General features: G+C 68.5%; 16 protein-coding genes and 1 tRNA gene. 7 read left to right on the top strand and 10 right to left on the bottom strand.

The window, feature by feature from the left end; translation table 11 throughout:
- Positions 1-15 precede the first annotated feature (15 nt).
- The 4 genes from SPHPH_RS0102770 to SPHPH_RS0102755 form a co-directional block, all read right to left on the bottom strand.
- On the bottom strand, positions 16-960 hold the full coding sequence (locus tag SPHPH_RS0102770; protein WP_037487942.1) for a glycosyltransferase family 2 protein: 945 nt from the start codon (positions 958-960) through the stop codon (positions 16-18).
- Positions 957-2,525 (bottom strand): A24 family peptidase, encoded by a 1,569-nt coding sequence (locus tag SPHPH_RS0102765; protein WP_028965320.1) that lies wholly within the window; start codon positions 2,523-2,525, stop codon positions 957-959. Before SPHPH_RS0102765 ends, SPHPH_RS0102770 begins: the two co-directional genes overlap by 4 nt.
- 143 nt (positions 2,526-2,668) lie before the next feature.
- Positions 2,669-4,357: a trigger factor gene (tig, locus tag SPHPH_RS0102760; protein ID WP_028965319.1), complete on the bottom strand. Its 1,689-nt coding sequence runs from the start codon at positions 4,355-4,357 to the stop codon at positions 2,669-2,671.
- 57 nt (positions 4,358-4,414) lie between these two features.
- Positions 4,415-4,499 (bottom strand) — tRNA-Leu (locus SPHPH_RS0102755).
- Positions 4,500-4,605: 106 nt separating this feature from the next.
- Here SPHPH_RS0102755 and SPHPH_RS21370 point away from each other — a divergent pair.
- Complete coding sequence (locus SPHPH_RS21370; RefSeq protein ID WP_202900632.1) at positions 4,606-4,758, top strand: hypothetical protein; 153 nt, start codon at positions 4,606-4,608, stop codon at positions 4,756-4,758.
- Positions 4,759-4,771: 13 nt separating this feature from the next.
- Positions 4,772-4,972, top strand: coding sequence for a hypothetical protein (locus SPHPH_RS0102750; protein WP_028965318.1), 201 nt, complete (start codon positions 4,772-4,774; stop codon positions 4,970-4,972).
- 41 nt (positions 4,973-5,013) lie between these two features.
- Here the strand turns inward: SPHPH_RS0102750 and SPHPH_RS0102745 are convergent, their stop codons facing one another.
- Together SPHPH_RS0102745 and gatB are read right to left on the bottom strand one after the other, a co-directional pair.
- The gene (locus tag SPHPH_RS0102745; RefSeq protein WP_028965317.1) at positions 5,014-5,877 is read right to left on the bottom strand and encodes a hypothetical protein; all 864 of its coding nucleotides are present in this window, start codon (positions 5,875-5,877) and stop codon (positions 5,014-5,016) included.
- 92 nt (positions 5,878-5,969) lie between these two features.
- On the bottom strand, positions 5,970-7,406 hold the full coding sequence (gatB, locus tag SPHPH_RS0102740; RefSeq protein WP_238302825.1) for an Asp-tRNA(Asn)/Glu-tRNA(Gln) amidotransferase subunit GatB: 1,437 nt from the start codon (positions 7,404-7,406) through the stop codon (positions 5,970-5,972).
- A gap of 149 nt (positions 7,407-7,555) precedes the next feature.
- Here gatB and SPHPH_RS18735 point away from each other — a divergent pair, with 149 nt between their 5' ends.
- Positions 7,556-8,608 carry a glycosyltransferase 61 family protein gene (locus tag SPHPH_RS18735; protein ID WP_028965315.1) on the top strand — a complete coding sequence of 351 codons (1,053 nt, stop codon included), beginning with the start codon at positions 7,556-7,558 and terminating at the stop codon, positions 8,606-8,608.
- Between the two features lie 13 nt (positions 8,609-8,621).
- On the opposite strand, the gene gatA is transcribed toward SPHPH_RS18735, so the two are convergent.
- Entirely contained in the window at positions 8,622-10,106 is a 1,485-nt protein-coding gene (gatA, locus tag SPHPH_RS0102730; RefSeq protein ID WP_028965314.1) for an Asp-tRNA(Asn)/Glu-tRNA(Gln) amidotransferase subunit GatA, read from the bottom strand.
- Positions 10,106-10,393: an Asp-tRNA(Asn)/Glu-tRNA(Gln) amidotransferase subunit GatC gene (gene gatC, locus SPHPH_RS0102725; RefSeq protein WP_028965313.1), complete on the bottom strand. Its 288-nt coding sequence runs from the start codon at positions 10,391-10,393 to the stop codon at positions 10,106-10,108. The genes gatA and gatC overlap by 1 nt, the downstream gene beginning before the upstream one ends.
- A gap of 134 nt (positions 10,394-10,527) precedes the next feature.
- On the opposite strand from gatC, the gene SPHPH_RS0102720 reads away from it, so the two are divergent.
- The 4 genes from SPHPH_RS0102720 to SPHPH_RS0102705 all read left to right on the top strand — a co-directional run bounded on the left by SPHPH_RS0102720 (position 10,528) and on the right by SPHPH_RS0102705 (position 14,854).
- Entirely contained in the window at positions 10,528-11,628 is a 1,101-nt protein-coding gene (locus tag SPHPH_RS0102720) for a DUF3089 domain-containing protein (RefSeq protein WP_028965312.1), read from the top strand.
- 247 nt (positions 11,629-11,875) lie between these two features.
- Positions 11,876-12,340 carry a Holliday junction resolvase RuvX gene (gene ruvX / locus SPHPH_RS0102715; RefSeq protein WP_028965311.1) on the top strand — a complete coding sequence of 155 codons (465 nt, stop codon included), beginning with the start codon at positions 11,876-11,878 and terminating at the stop codon, positions 12,338-12,340.
- A gap of 307 nt (positions 12,341-12,647) precedes the next feature.
- Complete coding sequence (locus SPHPH_RS0102710; protein WP_028965310.1) at positions 12,648-13,637, top strand: aspartate carbamoyltransferase catalytic subunit; 990 nt, start codon at positions 12,648-12,650, stop codon at positions 13,635-13,637.
- On the top strand, positions 13,634-14,854 hold the full coding sequence (locus tag SPHPH_RS0102705; protein ID WP_028965309.1) for a dihydroorotase: 1,221 nt from the start codon (positions 13,634-13,636) through the stop codon (positions 14,852-14,854). Before SPHPH_RS0102710 ends, SPHPH_RS0102705 begins: the two co-directional genes overlap by 4 nt.
- 10 nt (positions 14,855-14,864) lie before the next feature.
- Here SPHPH_RS0102705 and SPHPH_RS18730 read toward each other — a convergent pair whose 3' ends face one another.
- Together SPHPH_RS18730 and SPHPH_RS0102695 are read right to left on the bottom strand one after the other, a co-directional pair.
- Positions 14,865-15,665 carry a tetratricopeptide repeat protein gene (locus tag SPHPH_RS18730; RefSeq protein WP_051272799.1) on the bottom strand — a complete coding sequence of 267 codons (801 nt, stop codon included), beginning with the start codon at positions 15,663-15,665 and terminating at the stop codon, positions 14,865-14,867.
- Positions 15,665-16,381, bottom strand: a complete 717-nt coding sequence (locus SPHPH_RS0102695; RefSeq protein WP_028965308.1) for a ParA family protein — start codon at positions 16,379-16,381, stop codon at positions 15,665-15,667. Before SPHPH_RS0102695 ends, SPHPH_RS18730 begins: the two co-directional genes overlap by 1 nt.
- Positions 16,382-16,395: the final 14 nt, after the last annotated feature.

Here is a 16,395-nt window from a genome sequence, read left to right as displayed (position 1 = left end):
CTTCCGCGAAACGGTTCAAGCCCCTTCGCTCACCCGCCCCGGCGCCGGCAGTTGCAGATAGGCGAGTCGGCGCACCTCGCGTCGCCCGCGCACCACGGTGTCGAGGATCAGCCCGGCAAAAAAGCACAATGCCGCCAGGATGATGAGCCCGGTGGTCAGGATCGCGGTCGGGAAGCGGGGCACGAGGCCGGTGTGCATGTAGGTGACGACCAGCGGCACCGCGAGGATGACCGCCAGCAGCGCGAGCACGCCGCCGATCCCGCCGAAGAACCACAACGGCCGCTCGATCCGGTAGAGCGTCGCGATCGTGCCGAGGATGCGCCAGCCGTCGCGATAGGTGCTCAGCTTCGACACCGATCCTTCGGGACGCGCAAAGTACGGCGTGTCGATCTCGCCGACCGGCATCTTGAGTTCGAGCGCGTGGACGCTGATCTCGGTTTCGATCTCGAAGCCGACCGACAGCACCGGGAAACTCTTGACGAAGCGGCGCGAAAAGACGCGGTAGCCGGTCAGGATGTCGGTGAAGCTGCGCCCGAACAGCCGCGTCAGCATCCCCGTGAGCAGCGCATTGCCGAGCCGGTGCCCACGACGATAGGCGGCCGCGGCTTCGCCGACGCGGCAGCCGACGACCATGTCGAGCTGCTCGTCGAGCATCCGCGCGACCAGCGCCGGCGCGGCGCTGGCGTCGTAGGTCGCGTCGCCGTCCGCCATCACATAGACGTCGGCGTCGACGTCGGCGAACATCCGGCGCACCACCGCGCCCTTGCCCTGGATCCGCTCGGTACGAACGATCGCCCCCGCCGCGGCGGCGCGCTCGCGCGTGCGATCGCGGCTGTTGTTGTCGTAGACGTAGATGGCCGCATCCGGCAGCGCGGCGCGGAAGGACGCGACCGTCTGCGCGATCGCGGCTTCCTCGTTATAGCACGGCAACAGCACCGCAATCCGCGCGGCCGAGTTCACTGCGGCACGACCTCCGCGCGACGTATCTGCCGGGCGCGCAGCACCGCGATCAACCCGAAGAAGACGGGCAGCCAGATCAACCGTCCCTGATAGCGATATTGCGGATCGGCGACCGCGCCACCGAAGAAACAGCAGACGAGCATCCCTGCGCCGGTGATGATCAGGACGTTGCGCATCCTGACGAAGCCGTCGCGATCGTGGCGCGCCAGTATCGGCATCGTCACCGCGAGCGCCAGCAACGACGCGATCACCGCAGCATAGAGGATGCCGTTCATCAGGTCGCGCGGCCAGGCGTTGCGGCCCGACGGCGTCTGCATGAAACGCGCACGGACGACCGGCGGCAGGCTTTCCCAGCATTCCGGCCCGGTGCCGCAGCCCTGATTGAGCGCGTCATAATCGATCCACAGCAGTTGCCGGATCGTATCGTGGACGGAAGCGCCGATCTGCTCGACCGGGTAGGCGCGCAGCACGGCGGTGGCGAAGGCGACGTCCTGCTCACCCATGAGCCGGCGCTGCTCGGGCGTGGCGAGCATATAGGCACCGGTTTCGGGCTCGACCGAGAAGAGCCAGCTCGAATTGTCGAAGGGCTTGCCCATCGGGATGCGGCACGCCTCGAAGCGCCGGCCCTCGCAGCCCGCCTCAATGAATTTCTCGCCCGGCCCGTCGGCGTAGAAGCGCGCGGTCAGCAACGGCAGCAATTGCGGCGGGCGTCCGACCGCGATCCGCGTCGCGTAGGTCGTCGCCTGCATCGCCAGCACGGCAACGATCATCGCGCCGATCGCAGCGTACCAGACGCGCGGCGGCGGGCGCAGCCATCCCACCAGCCGCAGCAGCACGATCGCGCCGGTCATGCCCGCCAACATGGTCAGGTGCGTGAGATGCGCGATCACCGACATCACGATGACGGCGACCAGAAACGCGACTTGCCAGCGCGATAACCGCCCCGGCAGCGCGAGCAACACCAGCGACAGCATCCCGAAGGAAGCGAAGGCGTCGGCGAGCAACATGCTGTTGTAGGTCGGCAGGCTGGTGGTGAACGACAATATCAGCGTGACGAGGGTTATGATCGACGCGCGCGCCAGATCGAAGCGGCGCAGGACCATGATGATGAGCAGATAGGCGATCACCGCCTGCAGCAGCACGAAAGGCCAGAACCAGCCGAGCACCCAGCCAGCATAGAGCAGCGCACCGATGTACGGCGAGCGGCCGCTCATCACCAACCCGCTTTTCAGGTCGTTCGCGCTGGTGCGATGTTTGGCCTCGGGATTGTCGGTCGCGCCCGTCGGTGCCGAGGAAGGGGCAGTCTGCCTAGGCGGCAGATCGTCGGCGTAACGCGCGGTCCAGACCGTCGAGATCGTCCGACCCGAGGCGAGATGCACCGCCAGATCGGCGGCGCGGACGTAGTTGGTCGTGTCGGGAAAGAAGAACGGCTGACCGTTGACGATCCCGGTCCACATCAGCGCAAGGATGCAGACGATGTGCCGGAAAATGTCGAGCGCGCGCACGGGGTTGCCGGTCTGAACGACCGTCCGCCCCGCGCTATCGCCGCTCAGCGCCATGTCCATGCCAGCCCCCGTTTCACGCCCCATCGGGCCGCGTCTAACAGCCGGAAACAGGGGCGTCATCCGCCTTCGTCATGCGGCGATGGGACAGTGGGCAGCGCCCGAACCCCAGGCGCATCAGCGCCGGGGTCCGGACGCGTGCCGGCTTACTGGGCCTTCTTCGCGCGCGGCTTCTTTGCCGGCACATCGTCGGCGGCCTGCGTGCCCTCGGCCGCCTCGGCGGCTTCCGGCGACGACTCAGTCACCTGCGTCTCGGCGTCGACCGGCGCGGCCTTCTTGGCGCGCGGCTTCTTGGCCGGCGCTGCCTCGGCGTCGGCAGCCGGCTCGGTCACCGCGCCGGCGTCCTCGCCCTTGGCGACCGGCTTCTTGGCGGCGGCCTTCTTGGCCGGCTTCGCCTCGGCAGCGGCCTCGTCGCCCTCGGCAGCCGGCTCGGCCTTCTTCTTGGCGCGGGCCTGCTTCGGCTTATGGTTGTCGTGATCGTGGCTGTGCGTGCCGGTCGCGAAACCGTCCTCGCTCTCGATCGCCGCTTCCAGCTCTTCCTTGGTCGTCTCGCGCTCGGTGATCTCGGCCTTATCGAACAGGAAGTCGACGACCTTGTCCTCGTACAGCGGGGCACGAAGCTGGGCTGCGGCCATCGGGTCCTGCTGGACGTACTGCATGAAGCGCTGACGATCCTCGGGACCGTATTGCTGCGCCGCCTGCATCAGCAGCCGCTGCATTTCCTGCTGCGTGACCTCGACGCCGTTCGCCTGACCGATTTCGCTCAGCAGCAGGCCGAGACGGACGCGGCGCTCAGCGATCTTGCGGTAATCGTCGCGCTCCTTCTCCATCTCGTCGAGAGCCGCCTGCGGATCGGGCTCGTGCGTCGCTTCGTGCTGGAGCTGCTGCCAGATCTGGTTGAACTCGGCCTCGACCATCGACGGCGGCACTTCGAAGTCATGCCCCTCGGCCAGCTGGTCGAGCAGCTTGCGCTTCATATAGGTGCGCGTCAGGCCATTGTTCTCCTGCTCGAACTGGCCCTTCACCAACCCGCGCAGCTGCTCCAGGCTCTCGAGCCCGAGGCTCTTGGCCATCTCGTCGTCGATCTGGCTCTCGCCCGCGGTCTTCACCGACTTGATCGTCAGGTCGAAGGTCGCGTCCTGCCCGGCCAGTTCCTTCGCGCCGTAATCCTCGGGGAAGGTCACCTTGATCTGGCGCTCCTCGCCGGCCTTCGCGCCGACGACCTGCTCCTCGAAGCCGGGGATCAGGCGACCGGCGCCAATCTCGACCGCCATGTCGGTGCCGGTGCCACCGTCGAACGCGACGCCGTCCAGCGTCTTGCCGACGAAGTCCATGACGACCTGGTCGCCGGTTTCCGCGGCCTTGTCGCCCGCATCTTCCCAGCGCTTGGCGCCGTCGGCGAAGCGCTTCAGCTGCTCGTCGATCGCCGATTCGTCGACCGGCACGGTGAGGCGCTCGAGCTTGAGACCCTCGATCGCGGGCGCCGGGACCTGCGGGAGCACTTCCAGCTCGACCTTCAGCTCGGCGTCCTTACCCGACTCATAGCCCTCGACCAGCTCGACGCTCGGCTGCATCGCCGGGCGCAGCTGCTTCTCGGCGATCAGCGCCTGTATGCCCTCCTGAATCGAGGTGTTGAGCGCGTCCTGCTCGATCGCGGGGCCGTGCATCTTCTTGACCAAATTGGTCGGCACCTTGCCCGGGCGGAAGCCCGGCATCTTGATCTGCGGCGCAACGCGCTTCAGCTCGGCATCGACCCGCTTGGCGATGTCGCCGGCGGGGATCGTCAGGGTGAAGGCGCGCTTCAGGCCCTCGTTCAGCGTCTCGACAGTCTGCATTGGCCGCTTTCGTCAGAAGAATTTCGTTAGTGGTGGCAACCCCGCTTGCGCGGGGACTGGTGCGGGCGAAGGGAATCGAACCCCCACATCTTGCGATACCAGAACCTAAATCTGGCGCGTCTACCAGTTCCGCCACGCCCGCTAGTCGGACACCGCCGGTCGGCGGCATCTATACCGACGCGCGCGACGGGGCAAGCGGGCAACCCGCGCTTCGACGGCGCGTTGTCGAAGCGAAGGAGAAAAATGCCATGGCCACCAACCCCGGAGACCTGCCCGCCGACGTGCCGCAGCCGACTCAGCCGGCTACGCCCGATACGCCGCCGCCTGAAATCACGCCGCCCGGCCCGGACATCGACGTCCCCGCCCCCGGTACGCCGTCCCCCACGACCCCTAGCATCTGAGAGGCGCGACGCCATGACCGACAAGACCATCGACCCAACCCCGAACCGCGACGACGAACGCCCCGACATCCAGCAGGCGGTCGAGGCACGCAGCGACGCGGTGGCGCGCGGCGAAGGCGGCAAGGAGCCGGCGCGTTTCACCGATACCGGCGAGTTCGACGGCAACAGTGGCACCGGCGGCGAGGTGAAGAATCAGGATCTGACCCAGCAATAACGCCCGGAAGATCGTGATGCGCGCCGCCGGTGGCTCCCGGCCTATTTGGTGACCGCGAAGTCGAAGACACGGGCACTCATCACGCCGCCCGAATACAGGCCGGAGGTCGAGCCGGCCGACATGGAATACAGAAAGCCATATTCGCCCGGCGCCAGATCGGCGTCGGGCCGCACCCTGAAGACGCCCGGGGCGATCCGATCGTAGCTGAACGCGATCCGATCCTTGTCCATCACCCCGCTCTTCGAGCCAGCGATGTTGAAGCTGCCGACGCGCGCCTCGCGGCGGTTTTCCTTCACGTCGAACCGGATGAGGCTGAATTCATTGGGCGACGTGGTCGTCACCGCCGGCCCCGCCAGGAACGATCCGGTGTTGGCGCCGTGGGACAGGCTGGTGTTCGCCTCATCGAAGTAGAAGTAGAAATCCGGGCGTGCCTTTGTCCCACTCACGCGGGCATGGGCGTTCGGGATCACCGATTTCATCTTGATCGAGGCCAGCCCGCCCGTCACCATATAGCCGAGCATACCGCCCGTCTTCGTCTGGTTGGCGGTGGTCGGATCGATCCGCGCCATTTGCGCCGCATCGCCCTCCCCCTTGTAGAGATAGATGCCCGCCGGATGCGGCACGCGCCAGTCGGCCGAATCGATCGACGAAGCGGCAGCGGCCGCACTGGCACCAGTGCCCAGCATCGCCGCGATCACCGCCGACGGCACGCCTTGCTGTTTCAGCGCGATGATCTGATCGGTCGACAGATCGAACTGGCCCGGCGTCGCCTTAATCTTCGCGATGATCGCCTCGTCGCCCAGCCCCGCCTTGACGAGCGTGACGACGGTGGCGTTGTTCAAGGTTTCAGCCGAGGCAGCAGTCGGCAGCGCACACGCCAGCAGCGCAGCGAAAAGTCGTTTCATTGAAAAATTCCCCCATGTCGTCGGTCGACGACAAGGAGGAACTTAGCTGCTGCCCGCCCAAGAGCAAGCGGCCGCAAAACGCTCCGGGTCGTTTACCCGAGCGCCTTCTTCAGCAGATCATTGACGACCGCCGGATTGGCCTTGCCGCCCATCGCCTTCATCGTCTGACCGACGAAGAAGCCGAACAGCGCGACCTTGCCGCCGCGATATTGCTCCAGCTGACCCGGGTTCTTCGCGAGCACGTCGGCGATCACCGCCTCGATTGCGCCGGTGTCGCTGGTCTGCTTCAGACCGCGTTCCTCGACGATCTTGCCCGGGGCGTCGCCGGTTTCAAGCATCGCCTCGAACACCTGCTTGGCGAGGCTGCCCGACAGCGTACCGTCGGCGACCAGCGCGAGCAGTTCGGCGGCCTGACCGGGCGTGACCGGGCTGTCACCGATCGAGCGGCCCAGCCGGTTGAGCGCGCCGAACAATTCGCTGGTCACCCAATTGGCGGCGGCCACCGGCTTCGCGCCGGCGTCGAGCAGCGTATCGAACCAGCGCGCGCTCTCGACCTCGGCGGTCAGCACCTGCGCGTTGTAGGGCGTGATCCCCAGCCCCTCGTAGCGCGCGCGCTTGGCATCGGGCAGTTCGGGGAGGCTGGCGCGGCATTCATCCAGGAACGCCTCGTCCAGTTCGAGCGGGAGCAGGTCGGGATCGGGGAAATAGCGGTAGTCGTGCGCGTCTTCCTTCGAGCGCATCGAGCGTGTCGTGCCGCTGTCGGGATTGAACAGCCGCGTTTCCTGCACGATCGTGCCACCGGCCTCCAGCACGTCGACCTGCCGCGCCGCCTCATGCTCGATCGCCTGCATGACGAAGCGGATCGAGTTGACGTTCTTCGTCTCGGTGCGGGTGCCGAATTCCTCGCCGGGCTTGCGCACCGAGACGTTGACGTCGGCGCGCATCGAGCCCTGATCCATATTGCCGTCGCATGACCCGACGTAGCGCAGGATCGAGCGCAGCTTGGTCAGATACGCCCCGGCCTCGGCGGGCGAGCGCATGTCGGGGCGGCTGACGATCTCCATCAGCGCGACCCCCGACCGATTGAGGTCGACATAGGAGCGGGTCGGATGCTGATCGTGCATCAGCTTGCCGGCGTCCTGCTCGACGTGGATGCGCTCGACGCCGATCGTCTTGGTGTCGTCGCCGACCTCGATCTCGACCGCGCCCTCACCGACAAGCGGATGATAAAGCTGGCTGATCTGATAGCCCTGCGGCAGATCGGCGTAGAAGTAATTCTTGCGATCGAACCGCGACCATTTGTTGATCTGTGCGTCGATGGCCATCCCGGTGCGCACCGCCTGACGGATGCACTCGCGGTTGGGGACGGGCAGCATTCCCGGCATCGCGGCATCGACCAGCGATACCTGCGTATTTGGCTCGGCACCGAAGGTGGTCGCTGCGCCGGAGAACAATTTGGCGTTGCTGGTCACCTGGGCATGGACCTCCAGCCCGATGACGACTTCCCAGTCGCCCGTGCTACCCTTCACTCGATACGCGCTCGCGGTCACCGTCTTTCCGCTCCTTGCTGGAAGCGTGTCGCTCTAGGATACGCACCGCGCGCTGGCAATGTCCGCCCGGCTTGACTTGGGCCGCGGCGCGCGGTCCAAGCGCGGCACGATCGTGGGGGACCGATGTGATGTTCAGCCTTCGTCCGCTCACCGCGCGGATCATGCGACCGCTGGATGCAGAAGGCTTTTGGCGCGGCGCGAAGACGGTCGACATCGACCCCTCGGGACGGGTCGAGCGCGCGCCGGCGCTTTTCCTGCCTGACGAGCTCGACCGGATTATCGCGCACTATCCTGGGGTCGCGCCCAAGGACGATCTGGACCGGCTGCTGCATAGCAGCCGGATCGAGTCCGCGACGACCGCGCGGATCGTGCGTGACGTCATCGTCGCCGACGGAACGCTGTTGCGGCATGGCGGCGTGCAGGTGATCCGCCCAGGTCCGGGCAAGCGCAAGGTGCTGCGCGGCACGTTCGCGACGCTGCCCGAGGCGATGCTGTGCGCGGACTATGTGATCGACCGCTATTTCGGGCATTGGGTGGCCGATGGCTGGTCTCGCGAGCAACTGGCGATCGAACGCGGGATGGTGCCGATGGTGCTGGATCCCGCACGCTTCGGGCATAGCGACGGCTATCGGGCGTTAATCGATCTGCCGGCGCGCAGCATCGCGGACGCGCGGGTGCGACGGCTGTGGCTGATCGACGATCGCGGCTACAATCCCGCACGGATGGAACGGTTCAGGCGGGTGCGCGCGCGGCTGCGCGCCGCCCTTGCGGGACGCGGCGGGCCAGACAAGGTGTTCATCCGGCGCGGCGCGCAGGCGGCAGGACGCAATCTTTGCAACGAGGCCGAGGTGATCGCCGCGCTTTCGGCGCGCGGCTTCACGATCATCGCGCCCGATACCTTGCCCGTGGCGCAGATCGCCGGGACGCTGCGCGACGCCCGCATCGTCGTAGGGGTGGAAGGGTCGGCGCTGGCGCACGCCAACGCCGTGCTCGATCCCGGTGCGTGCGTGTTCGCGATCCAGTCGCCCGCGTCGTTCAACACCATCCACCGGCTCGCGACCGCCGATGCGGGATTGCGCTTCGCCTTCTCGGTCGGTGACGTTGCGACGGGCGACGATTTCACCATGCCGGTTGCGCGTCTGCTGCGCGCGATCGACATGGTGGAGGCGGCGGTGCGCTAATCGAAGCGCGCGATCACCACCACTTGGCCGGTCGCGCGGTGAAGGCGGCCCGTTCCTCGATCGCCAGTGCGGCATTGAGGACGCCCTGTTCGTCGAGCGGCTTGCCGATCACCTGCAGCCCCAGCGGCAGCCCCGCCGCGTCCAGACCGCCCGGCACGCTCATCGCGGGCAAGCCGGCGAGGCTGGAAGGAACGGTGAATACGTCGTTGAGATACATGGCCAATGGGTCGGCCGACTTCTCGCCGAGCGCGAACGCTGCCGAGGGTGCGGTGGGGGTCAGCAGCACGTCGCAGACCTCCCATGCGCGTTCGAAGTCGCGGGCGATCAGCGTGCGGACCTTCTGCGCCTGAGTATAATAAGCGTCGTAGAAGCCGGCCGAGAGCACGTAGGTGCCGATCAGGATGCGGCGTTTGACCTCGTCGCCGAAGCCTTCGGCGCGCGTCCGTGCATACATCTCCTGCAAATTAGCACCGTCCGGGAGGTCGCGGAGCCCGTATCGCACGCCATCGTAGCGCGCGAGGTTCGACGAGGCCTCGGCGGGAGCAATAATGTAATAAGCGGGCAGCGCGTATTTGGTGTGCGGCAGCGAGACGTCGACGATCTCCGCGCCGGCATCCTTCAGCCACGCGATCCCCTGCTGCCAGAGCGCCTCGATCTCGGCGGGCATGCCGTCGACGCGATACTCCCTGGGGATGCCGACGCGCTTGCCGGCGAGCGAGGCGTTGAGCTGTCCCTCCCAGTTCGGCACTGGCAGGTCGAGCGAGGTCGCGTCCTTCGCGTCGAAGCCGGCCATCGCCTCGAGCATGATCGCGCAGTCGCGGACGTCGCGCGCCATCGGCCCGGCCTGATCGAGCGACGAGGCGAAAGCGATCGTCCCCCAGCGCGAGCAGCGGCCGTAGGTGGGCTTGATTCCCGAGATGCCGACGAACGCCGCCGGCTGGCGGATCGAGCCGCCGGTATCGGTCCCCGTGGCGCCCGGCGCGATGCGCGCCGCGACCGCCGAGGACGAACCGCCCGACGAGCCACCGGGCGCGAGCGGGGCGTTGCCGCCGTCGTTGCGCCGCCACGGGCTGATGACGTTGCCGAAATAGCTGGTCTCGTTCGACGAGCCCATCGCGAACTGGTCAAGGTTCAGCTTGCCGAGCATCCCCGCGCCGGCGTTCCACAGGTTCTGCGAAACGGTCGACTCATATTCGGGCGTGAAGCCTTCGAGGATGTGGCTCGCCGCGGTGGTCGGCACGCCCTTGGTGCAGAACAGGTCCTTCATGCCGATCGGCACGCCGGCCATCGGCTTCAAGGTCTCGCCCGCGGCGCGCGCCTGATCGGCAGCTTCGGCGGCGGCGAGCGCGTGTTCAGGGGTTTCGACGAGGAAAGCGTTGAGCGGCTTGGCGGCGGCGACCGCGGCATTGAACGCCTCGGCCACCTCACGCGCGGAGAAGTCGCCGTCGCGCACGCCATTGCGGATCGCGGCGATGCCCAAATCGGTGAGTGCGGTCATTATTCGATCACCTTGGGCACAGTGAAGAAGCCATGTTCGGCCTGCGGCGCGTTCGCCAGCACCTTGTCGCGGACCCCGCCGTCGGTGACGACATCATCGCGCAGCCGAAGGTGGTTGGGGATCACGGCGGTCATCGGATCGACCCCGGCGGTATCGACCTCGCCGAGTTGCTCGATCCAGTCGAGAATGTTGCCGAGTTCGGGCGCGAGCCGGGCGGCTTCGTCGTCGGTGATGGCGATGCGGGCGAGGCCGGCGATGCGCCTGACGGTTGCGGTGTCAACGGACATGCCGCCGCCGCTACCACCCGGCGGCCCGGTCTTGCAACACGCCTCGCATGGTTGCGCCTGGCGCGTTCCTGAGGCACCAGCTTTGCGGTTGCGGACCCGGCGCTTTTGCTGCACCGCACAATGGTGACACACATTTGGCCCGCAAATTCCTTTACGTCGTCGTCGCGCTGATCGTGCTGGGGACGGCGGCTGCCTTTGCCTACCGCCTGTGGGGCGTCGGGATGATGCGGATGGCGATGGTGCCGGGCGAGTCGTTCCGCGATCAGAAGCACTTGAGCGCAAAGGATTATGCGCCGGACTCGATGTGGCTGGCGCGACCGGCGCTGGCGGGCAATCCGGCCTTGTGGACGCCGCCCGGCTATTCGCCGCGCAAGACGCCCGGGGGCGCGGCGGTGTTCTTCATCCACCCGACCTCCTACCTCAACCGCGCGCACTGGAATGCGCCGCTGACCGACGAGGAGGCGAACAACCGCGCCGCCCTGTTCCTGCGCGGGCAAGCAAGCGCGTTCAACGAAGCGGGCGAGATCTGGGCCCCGCGCTATCGTCAGGCGACGTTCGGCGCGTTCCTGACCGACCAGCGCGCCGCCGAACAGGCGCTGGCGCTGGCCTATGGAGACATCCTCGCCGCGTTCGACGCGTTTCTGGCCGAGGCCGGTCCGAACCGGCCGATCATCCTTGCCGGCCATAGCCAAGGCGCCTTGCACCTGACGCATCTGCTCAAGGACCGGGTCGCGGGGACGCCGCTCGCGAAGCGGATCGTCGCGGCCTATGTCGTCGGGTGGCCGGTGTCGTTCAGCAACGACTTGCCCGCGCTCGGCCTGCCGGCGTGCGAGCGGGCCGACCAGCGTGGCTGCGTGCTGTCGTGGCAGACGTTCGCGGAGCCTGCCGACCCGTCGCTGATCCTCGACAATTACGACCGCTCGACCGGGTTCGACGGCAAGCCGCGGCGCGGCACGCAGATGCTGTGCACCAACCCGCTGACCGGCACGCCGAACGCCGCCGCGCCGGCGAGCGCCAATCTGGGGACGCTGTTCCCCAATGCGGCGCTGAGCGAGGCGCGGATCGAGGCGGGGCGGATCGGCGCGACATGCGGCGGACGCGGGTTGCTGCTGATCGGATCGCCACCGGATGTGGGGCCGTACACGCTGCCGGGTAACAATTATCATGTGTACGATTACAGCCTGTTCTGGGCGAACGTGCGCGCCGATGCCGCGCGACGGCTGGCGGCAGGGTGATGACGGGCGTGTGGTCCGCCCCGGGTCGATCATCAAACACCGTTCGCGCTGAGCTTGTCGAAGCCGGTCCCGAGCGGCCGGCTTGGTCGGCCAGCCGAGGGGGGCGTGATCGCCGGGCCACGTGCTTCGACAGGCTCAGCACGAACAGCTTTAACCGTCATTGCGAGCGTAGCGACGCAGTCCAGGGTTGGACCAGGACGCCCTGGATTGCCGCGCTGCGCTCGCAATGACGGACGGAAGGGCGCCGATGATCGTCACCGAAGCCGCGGCGTTTCGCGCGATGCTGCCCGAGGGCGGGCGGCTGCTGGGGCTGGATGTCGGGACCAAGACGGTCGGCACCGCGCTGTGCGACGCGGGGTGGAGTTTTGCGAGTCCGGCGCAGTTGGTGAAGCGAACGAAGTTCACGGTCGACAAGGCGGCGCTGGTCGCGCTGTCGCAGGCGCAGCAGGTGCGCGGCTGGGTGATCGGGCTGCCGCTCAATCTCGACGGGACCGAGAGCCCGCGCAGCCAGTCGACGCGGGCGTTTGCGCGCAACTGCCGGGATACCGGGCTGCCGATCCTGTTGTGGGACGAGCGCTGGTCGACGGTGGCGGCGGAGCGGGCGCTGATCGAGCAGGACTTCAGTCGCGCGAAGCGGGCGGAGCGGATCGACAACCATGCCGCGGCGCATATCCTGCAGGCGGCGATCGATGCGCTGGTGGCGGTGGGTTGATCCTTCTGCCCTTCGTCATTCCCGCGGAGGCGGGAATCCAGAACCTCTGACCTTTCGGCCTTTGCGTAGACCTGCGCGTCTGGATCCCCGCCTTCGCGGGGATGACGGGTGCAGAAGGTCGGACGGTGGGCGCGCTCCACGACATACCGTCATCCCGGACTTGATCCGGGATCCCGCTTTTCGATCTCGACCGCCAAGAAGAAGCGGGGCCCCGGATCAAGTCCGGGGCGACGGTAGGAGTGGCGATAAGGCCCTAGCCCACACCCCGCTTGCCCCCTCCCCGCTCCGCCATTAGGCAGCGGCTTCGATGAACCAGTCGGACCACCGCCCCGCCACGCTGATCCCCGGAGGCGCGGTGTTTCCGCACCGCCATCTGACCGGGATCGAGGGCCTCGAGCCCCACGAAATCACCTTCCTGCTCGACGAGGCCGAAACCTGGGTCGAGGCGAACCGGACCCGCGCCGCGCCCGACCAGCGGCTGGCGGGCTTTACGCAGATCAACGCCTTTTTCGAGAACAGCACGCGCACGCTGCTCAGCTTCGAGATCGCGGGCAAGCGGCTCGGCGCCGACGTCGTCAACATGCACGCCGCGCAATCGAGCGTGAAGAAGGGCGAGACGCTGATCGACACCGCGATGACGCTCAACGCGATGCGCGCCGACGTGATCGTGATCCGGCACATGTCGTCGGGCGCGGTGCGGCTGATCGCGGACAAGGTCGATTGCCCGGTGCTCAACGCCGGCGACGGGCGGCACGAACATCCGACGCAGGCGCTGCTCGACGCGCTGACGATCCGGCGGCGGCTGGGCGGCGTCGCCAACAAGCGCGTCGTGATCTGCGGCGACCTGCTGCACAGCCGCGTCGCGCGCTCGAACATCCTCGCGCTGACCGCTTTGGCCGCCGAGGTGCGCGTCTGCGCGCCCTCGACGTTGATGCCGCCCGCGATCGAGCGGTTCGGCGTCACCGCCTTCACCGACTTCGACAAGGCGATCGAGGGCGCGGACGTGGTGATGATGCTGCGGTTGCAGACCGAGCGGATGGCGGGCGGCTACGTCCCGTCTACCCGCGAATATCACCTGCGCTACGGGCTGACGCTGGAACGGCTCAACGATCGCGCGCCGGGGGCGCTGGTGATGCATCCGGGGCCGATGAACCGCGGGGTGGAGATCGATTCGGCGGTGGCCGACCATGTCGAGCAATCGGCGATCACGGAGCAGGTGCAGATGGGCGTGGCGGTGCGGATGGCGTGTCTGGACGTGCTGACGCGGCGCGCGCGCAAGGTGGAGGGCTGGGCATGACGCAGGCGCTGCACCTGACCAATGCGCGGCTGGTCTGCCCGGCGGGCGGCGAGCGCGACGGCGAGTTGCTGATCGTCGACGGCACGATCGTTTCCGGCGAGGCGCCGAGCCATGCCGAGCGCGTCGACTGTCGCGGCAAATTGCTGGCGCCGGGGATCATCGACGTCGGCGTGGCGCGGATCGACCGCGCCGCGGCGCGCGCCGGGGGCGTGGTCCGGGTCGCGCCGATGCCCGACCAGGTGCCGGTGCTCGACGAGCCGGGCGCGGTGCAGCGCCTCGCGCTGATCGGGCGGCCCGATCTTTGGATCCATCCGATCGCGGCGGCGACGCGCGGGCTGGCGGGCACCGACCTCGCCGAGATGGCGATCTGCCTCTCGGCGGGGGCGCGCGCGGTCGGAACCGGGCGTGGCTGGATCGCCGATTCGGGAGTGATGCACCGCGTGCTGATGTATGCGCGCGATCTCGACGTCGTGGTCGTCACCCATGCCGAGGACGGCGGGCTGGCGGCGGGCGCGGTGGCGACCGAGGGCGAGACCGCGACGCGGCTCGGGCTGCCGTCGGCACCGGCGCTCGCCGAGCCGCTGGCGATCGCGCGCGACCTGATGCTGGCGGAGGAAACCGGCGCGCGGCTGCACCTGCGCTGTGTGACCACCGCGGCGGGGTTCGCCTTGGTGCGCGCGGCCAAGGTGCGCGGGGTGCGGGTGACGTGCGGCGTCACGCCAGCGTATCTGCTGCTCAGCGACAATGCGATGAGCGATTTCCGTACCTTCGCGCATCTCTCTCCGCCGCTACGCAGCGAGGACGATCGCAAGGCGGCGCTGGCGGCGCTGGCCGACGGGACGATCGACCTGTTGTGTTCGGGGCACGATCCGCGCGGGCCGGAGGAGAAACGGCTGCCGTTCGCGGATGCCAGCGCGGGCGCGGCGGATGCGGCGACGTTGCTGCCGCTCGCGCTGGGGCTGGCGCGCGACGGGCGGGTGACGCTGACGAGGCTGTTCGGGTTGCTGGCGCAGGGGCCGGCGGCGCTGCTCGGGCTGGAGACGGGGACGCTGGCGGCGGGGATGCCGGGCGACGTGATCCTGATCGACGAACACGCGCCGTGGCAGATCGATGCCGACCGGCTGCCGGGCAAGGCGGGCAATACGCCGTTCGATGGCCTGCCGGTGCAGGGACGCGTCACCGCGATGTGGAAGGGTGGCCGCGCGATCGCTGGGTGAGGATGCCGCGTCAGCGGGCGGTCGTCACCGCTTCCTCGGGTGGGCCGGGCATGAAGCGGTCGATGTCGGCGTCGGCGAGCGCCGCCGGTGCCGGGCGCTGCAACGCGAGCGCTTCGGGCTGGCCCGGATCTAGGGCGGGAGTGATCTTCATCAAGGCGGCGACCTGCTCTGCGGGGCCGGTCGGGCGGGCGAAGCGCATCCAGCCGAGGATGCGCTGCCGCGCTTGCGCGGGCGGCAGGTCAAGCCCGACAAGGAAGAGCGCGTCGGGCCATTCGCCGGCGAGTGCCAGCGCCATCGCGAGATTCTGGCGCGTGCGCGCATCGGCGCCAGGGACGCGCATAGCCGCCATCAGCACCTCGACGCCCTGCCCCGGCTGACCGGCCAGCGCCAGCGCCAGCCCGCGATCGGCGGCCGGGATCAGCGCGGCGTAGCGCGACAGCGTCGCCTGCGCGGCGTCATGCTGCCCGCTGGCGATCTGCGCGAGTGCGAGGTGGAGCGCGGTGGCGGCGTCCGCCTGCCGCAGCGCGAGCGTGTCGTCGAACGCCTGCGCCGCCGAACGGAAGCGCCCGGCGCGCAAGTAAGCGGTGGCGAGCAGCGCGCGGCGGTCGCCATCGCTGCCGTCCTGCGCGACGGCCTGTTCGGCACGCGCGATCGCCACCGGCCAGCGTCGCTGCTTGAGGGCGCGTTGTGCCGCCGTGACATCGTCCTGCGCGGTGTGTGCGCGGCCGAAGTCGAAATGCCAGAGGCTGCATCCCGCCAGCGCCAGTGCGAGCAGCAGCATCCCGCCGGTGCGCAACAGCGCGCGCGTCATCAGCTCAGCACCCGGCGGCCGAAGCTGTGCGCGGTGGCGCGGACCACGCCATGTCCGCCACCCAGCGTGCCGGTGGTGAAGACGGTGCGACGGAAGTTCTTTTCGAGCCGGTCGGAGACGCCGTCCCACAGCGCCTCGATCTCCTGCGCGGCGGCGCTTTCCGGGGCAACCTCCATAACGGTGCGCCCGTCGGCCATCGACTCGGCATATTCGGCGCGTTGATGCACCGTGACCGACGCCACCGTGCCATGCCGCGACAGCGCGACGGCAGTGTCCGCGGTCAGTGCTGCGTGAGGTGTCGCCGCATTGACGACGAACAGCATCGGCTTGCCCGAGCGTTCGCACAAGTCGACGGTGCCGCCGACCGCGTGGAGATCGTGCGGGCTGGGGCGCGTCGGCACGACGATCAGCTCGGCGAGATGGATCGCGGCCTGGATCGCAACGGTCAGCGCCGGCGGCGTGTCGATGACGACCAGCCGCACGCCGCGCTCTCGCAAGCCCTCCAGATCGGCGGCCAGCCGCGTCACGCTGGTCGCGGCGAACGACGGCGATCGCGCGGTACGCGCGCCCGCCCACGGCGCGAGCGTGCCTTGCGGATCCATGTCGAGCAGCGCGACCGGCCCGAGGCCGGCGCGCTCCGCCTGCACCGCAAGATGCCCGGCGAGCGTCGTCTTGCCCGACCCGCCCTTCTGCGATGCGACCGCGAGTACGCGCATGTTGGCTGCCGATG

This window comes from Sphingomonas phyllosphaerae FA2, from assembly GCF_000427645.1.
Taxonomy (GTDB): Bacteria; Pseudomonadota; Alphaproteobacteria; order Sphingomonadales; family Sphingomonadaceae; genus Sphingomonas; species Sphingomonas phyllosphaerae.
The sequence above is the reverse complement of the archived record's forward strand: the minus strand, read 5'-3'. Positions and strand labels throughout refer to the sequence as shown.

Bases quoted from the DNA above. Each gene is read 5' to 3' on its own strand.
- SPHPH_RS0102765 (WP_028965320.1), bottom strand. From the start codon at position 2,525: ATGGACATGGCGCTGAGCGGCGATAGCGCGGGGCGGACGGTCGTTCAG.
- tig (WP_028965319.1), bottom strand. From the start codon at position 4,357: ATGCAGACTGTCGAGACGCTGAACGAGGGCCTGAAGCGCGCCTTCACC.
- SPHPH_RS21370 (WP_202900632.1), top strand. From the start codon at position 4,606: ATGGCCACCAACCCCGGAGACCTGCCCGCCGACGTGCCGCAGCCGACT.
- SPHPH_RS0102750 (WP_028965318.1), top strand. From the start codon at position 4,772: ATGACCGACAAGACCATCGACCCAACCCCGAACCGCGACGACGAACGC.
- SPHPH_RS0102745 (WP_028965317.1), bottom strand. From the start codon at position 5,877: ATGAAACGACTTTTCGCTGCGCTGCTGGCGTGTGCGCTGCCGACTGCT.
- SPHPH_RS18735 (WP_028965315.1), top strand. From the start codon at position 7,556: ATGTTCAGCCTTCGTCCGCTCACCGCGCGGATCATGCGACCGCTGGAT.
- gatA (WP_028965314.1), bottom strand. From the start codon at position 10,106: ATGACCGCACTCACCGATTTGGGCATCGCCGCGATCCGCAATGGCGTG.
- gatC (WP_028965313.1), bottom strand. From the start codon at position 10,393: ATGTCCGTTGACACCGCAACCGTCAGGCGCATCGCCGGCCTCGCCCGC.
- ruvX (WP_028965311.1), top strand. From the start codon at position 11,876: ATGATCGTCACCGAAGCCGCGGCGTTTCGCGCGATGCTGCCCGAGGGC.
- SPHPH_RS0102710 (WP_028965310.1), top strand. From the start codon at position 12,648: ATGAACCAGTCGGACCACCGCCCCGCCACGCTGATCCCCGGAGGCGCG.
- SPHPH_RS0102705 (WP_028965309.1), top strand. From the start codon at position 13,634: ATGACGCAGGCGCTGCACCTGACCAATGCGCGGCTGGTCTGCCCGGCG.
- SPHPH_RS18730 (WP_051272799.1), bottom strand. From the start codon at position 15,665: ATGACGCGCGCGCTGTTGCGCACCGGCGGGATGCTGCTGCTCGCACTG.
- SPHPH_RS0102695 (WP_028965308.1), bottom strand. From the start codon at position 16,381: ATGCGCGTACTCGCGGTCGCATCGCAGAAGGGCGGGTCGGGCAAGACG.